At 60.0% G+C, this 3,326-nt stretch carries 3 protein-coding genes and 2 pseudogenes; 2 read left to right on the forward strand and 3 right to left on the reverse strand.

All coding sequences use genetic code 11. The annotated features are described in order from the left end of the window. Nucleotides 1-9: 9 nt before the first annotated feature. The 3 genes and pseudogenes from ABWU19_RS14555 to ABWU19_RS14565 all read right to left on the reverse strand — a co-directional run. Nucleotides 10-129: pseudogene (locus ABWU19_RS14555) on the reverse strand (IS982 family transposase); the annotation flags it as partial. Nucleotides 130-265: 136 nt separating this feature from the next. After that, nucleotides 266-715, reverse strand: a complete 450-nt coding sequence (locus ABWU19_RS14560; RefSeq protein ID WP_027878169.1) for a type IV toxin-antitoxin system AbiEi family antitoxin domain-containing protein — start codon at nt 713-715, stop codon at nt 266-268. A gap of 140 nt (nt 716-855) precedes the next feature. Then, on the reverse strand, nt 856-2,253 hold the full coding sequence (locus ABWU19_RS14565; protein ID WP_036259551.1) for a replication initiator protein A: 1,398 nt from the start codon (nt 2,251-2,253) through the stop codon (nt 856-858). Nucleotides 2,254-2,343: 90 nt separating this feature from the next. Between ABWU19_RS14565 and ABWU19_RS14570 the strand changes: the two genes are divergently transcribed. Further along, nucleotides 2,344-3,003 carry a transposase family protein gene (locus ABWU19_RS14570; protein WP_435902367.1) on the forward strand — a complete coding sequence of 220 codons (660 nt, stop codon included), beginning with the start codon at nt 2,344-2,346 and terminating at the stop codon, nt 3,001-3,003. Continuing rightward, nucleotides 3,000-3,326: pseudogene (locus tag ABWU19_RS14575) on the forward strand (hypothetical protein); the annotation flags it as partial. The gene ABWU19_RS14570 and the pseudogene ABWU19_RS14575, both read left to right, overlap by 4 nt.

Raw genomic sequence — 3,326 nt, forward strand, 5'->3', positions numbered from 1 at the left:
CGATTACAGCAGTATCCAGATGGTGAGGACGACGCTGGCGGGGGTCTTGCTCTGGGGGTCGTCCTTGTGTCCGAGGGTCTTGAGCAGATCGTCTATAATGCAGAAGGCCACTAGAACAGTCCAGTTCATAGTGGCCTTAGTTTTTGCTTTCTAGCTCGGAATGTCTAGGTGGCAACTTGAGTTAATATACTATTGCACACTGTTAGAAATACTAGAGTTTATCTCCACGGTGTCAAGAAGACAACTTTTGGCTTTGCAGTTTTGTTCACAGGTTCTGGCACAGGGCTTGTTGTGCTGCGGTATGAAAAAGTATCGGATGCGGCTTAGGTTGTAGCAGCGCTTTGGAGGCTCCGCATAACCCAGGCGGGCTTCGAGGTAGTGGGATCCGGCTTCGGCGTACTCGCCTGACCGCGCCAGCAGCACACCCAGGTCGCAGTCTGCGCTCGACCCGGCAAACCCTGGCGGCCTCGAGGAGCCTCAGCAGGTCAGGACAGGGCTGGCGGCAGGCCAGGTAGTTCTTCAGCCCCTCGAGAAAGAGGTCTTCGCCGTAGCGGTTGCTGAACTTGAGCAGGTCGGCCAGGGTCTTCTCGGGGCCGTAGACCTTGAGGCGATGACTCCCGACCTCGGCCTCGTGCTGGCGGTAGACCCCCCGCTGGATGCGCTCGAACCTGCCCTGCTGAACCCAGCGGGTGAGCAGGTACGGCTCGACCCCCACCGCGTCAGCCTACCTGCAGATGACGATGCCAGCGTGCTGGCGGAGGAGGCGCTCGAGGGTCTCCATAAACTATAGGTGGTTTAGGGTAATGAAACTGGCATTCCGTCTGGGGGCCTGTGTACCCTCCCCTGCCCTGATAATCAACCGAGGCCATCTAGCGTGCGCATCAGCTCTTGGATGAACGTTGCCAACCGCAGACTGATCTGGGCCTTCAGCGCGGCTTCGGTAACCTCACGGGGGTTCATCCTGCCCGACTCGAAGGCTTCCAGAAGGCCGCTGTAGTAGCGGGTAGGTAGCTGCTTGCCCATAACCAGACTCAGCACGCGGATTGCCTTGCTAGCTCGCCCTTTCGCATCCAAGCTCTCCCACTCCGCGTCCATCTGCTGCTGTTTGCGCTCCTCCTCCTGGCGCGCCATCTCGACCTGCCTTAGCCGGGCGGTCTCGCTTCTTACCCGCCGGCTGCGCGATACAAATCCCTCGGGATCGACATATTTCCCCTCGTCGTCCCTTATTACGTCCACCAGGAACCCAGCCCGGTTGCGCGGGGCATACCCGGCCTGCAGAATGGCCTCAAAGCGGGCGATCCGCTCCTCGATATGCGCCAGGTTGTAGCTGGCAATGAGGCTATACACCACCGGACGCGTCACCCCGTAACCAGCGAGCCGCTCCACCACCTCGCGGGCCTCTTCGCGTATGGAGGGCTGCTTGGCAAAGGTGTAGATCACCTCCTGCTGGGAACCCCGCCCCACATACTCCACATCGGATAGGTAGCCCCGCTCGATGAGCTCCCGGTGGGCCCCCTCCAGAGTGCGTCGCACCCGAGTCGGGGTCTGATCCACAATCTTGCAGGCCTTGGCCCACTCGATGATGTTGGTGCGAAACTGGGTGACCTCAGCCCCATCCGACGAGACCCGCTGCACATCCAGCAAGCGGTAGAGGGCCCGGGTCAGGGGGCGATCCAGGCTGGTGAGGAACTCGAGGTCCAGCGACTTGATGTACCGGGCACGGATAGACTCAACGATCTCCCGGGCCAGGCGGATCTTGAGGACACTTTGGCCCGAGAGGCCCAGGCTGCTATCTTCGCTGGTGTACTCCAGGTGATCGATGTAGCGAAACTTGACGGTGGTCCATCGCTTATTGCTGTGCCAGGCCTCGCTGGCAGTAAAGGTGGCCGTGGTCAGGCGATCGAGGCTTTCCTTCAGGGCCTGGTAGTAGTGCCCACTGGTATCCCAGCCAATGAGCGACAGGATGCGATAGGCGGTCGTGACAATGGTGCCATCCTCCGGGTAGCCAGCCTCCTGGTATAGCGTGATCAGCGCCAGGCTTACATCGTTGTCGAGGCCGTGCGGGACACCACCGTGCTCGGCCACCGCCACGCAGGATAGCCGGGCCTGACGTCCATCAATCTGGAAATCGATGGTCCAGCTGGTGTAGTCAGGGGGTATACGCTCCTGAATACTGATCAACCCGAGCCGCGCCACGTTGACTTCATCAAAGCGCCGGATCGCGCTGCTATCGCTCGGGTATTTCTCGGCCATAGGGCTAGATTATAACGCTGGTGGCGCTAAGTACACGACAAAAGCTGAAAAACATGCAGGCTTTCATCATATGCAGTTATCATATGCAGTATGAACGAAACCCCAAGGATACCCAGCCCCATTCCATACCTGATGCAGGTGCCTGACCTGCGAGCCCATAACACCACCTACGACTGGCGCATGCTGTTCATGTTGGTGCTGATGGGCTTGGGCAGTGGGCGTACCAACGTGCTGGCCATCGCCCAGTGGGTAGAGGATCAGCGGGACTGGCTGCTGGCACAGGGCTTCGGGCGGCGCGCCAACGGTAAGGCCCTGCCTGCCCAGGCCACCCTCTATCGCTTTGTGTGGGCTTTGGAACAACAGGTCAGCGCTTTGGAAGAGGCCCTGAAGGCCTGGGCGCTGGAGGTGCTCAAGGTGCTGGACCCAGCCCATCCGGGTCAGATGGTGGTCAACCTGGCAGGCAAATACCTCAAAGGGAGCGCCCGCCGGGGGGTGGGGGATCAGGCTTTGCTGCTGGTCAGTGCTTATCTGGGACAGTTAGGTCTGAGCCTGTGGCAAGGAAAAGCCCTGGGGGATGAGGCTGTAGCCGGACGGCAGTTGATCATGCAGCTAGGGCCTGAACTGAGCGAGCTGGGTATTCCCTGGGTGGTCACCGCAGACGCTGCGCATACCGAGGCTCAGACCGCTGCAGCCATCCTAGAAAAGGGGGGCACTACTTCCTCGCGCTCAAGGAGAACCAGGCTGCCTTGAAAGACTGGGCCGAGTTTGTGCTGAAGTATCCGGCAGAGAACACCCACCTGTACCACGAAGTGCGCAGCGGTGCGCTGTGGGTGTGGCAGGTTCGCAGAACCACACAGATTCCGCTGGAGTGGGAGGTATCTTTCCCTGGGCTACAGCAAATCGTGGCCATTGAACGCCACAAGACCCACAAACGTAGCCAAGCGGTTTCCCAGGAAAGCGACCTCTACCTCACCAGCCTTCCAGGAGACCAGGCCGATGCCGCTACCCTGGCCCTTATCAGTCGGGGTCACTGGGGCATTGAGAACCGACTGCACCACAAACGGGATGTGGCC

Origin of the sequence: Meiothermus cerbereus (assembly GCF_051297115.1) — a bacterium.
In the GTDB taxonomy this organism is placed as follows: Bacteria; Deinococcota; Deinococci; order Deinococcales; family Thermaceae; genus Meiothermus; species Meiothermus cerbereus_A.

Bases quoted from the DNA above. Each gene is read 5' to 3' on its own strand.
- ABWU19_RS14565 (WP_036259551.1), bottom strand. From the start codon at position 2,253: ATGGCCGAGAAATACCCGAGCGATAGCAGCGCGATCCGGCGCTTTGAT.
- ABWU19_RS14570 (WP_435902367.1), top strand. From the start codon at position 2,344: ATGAACGAAACCCCAAGGATACCCAGCCCCATTCCATACCTGATGCAG.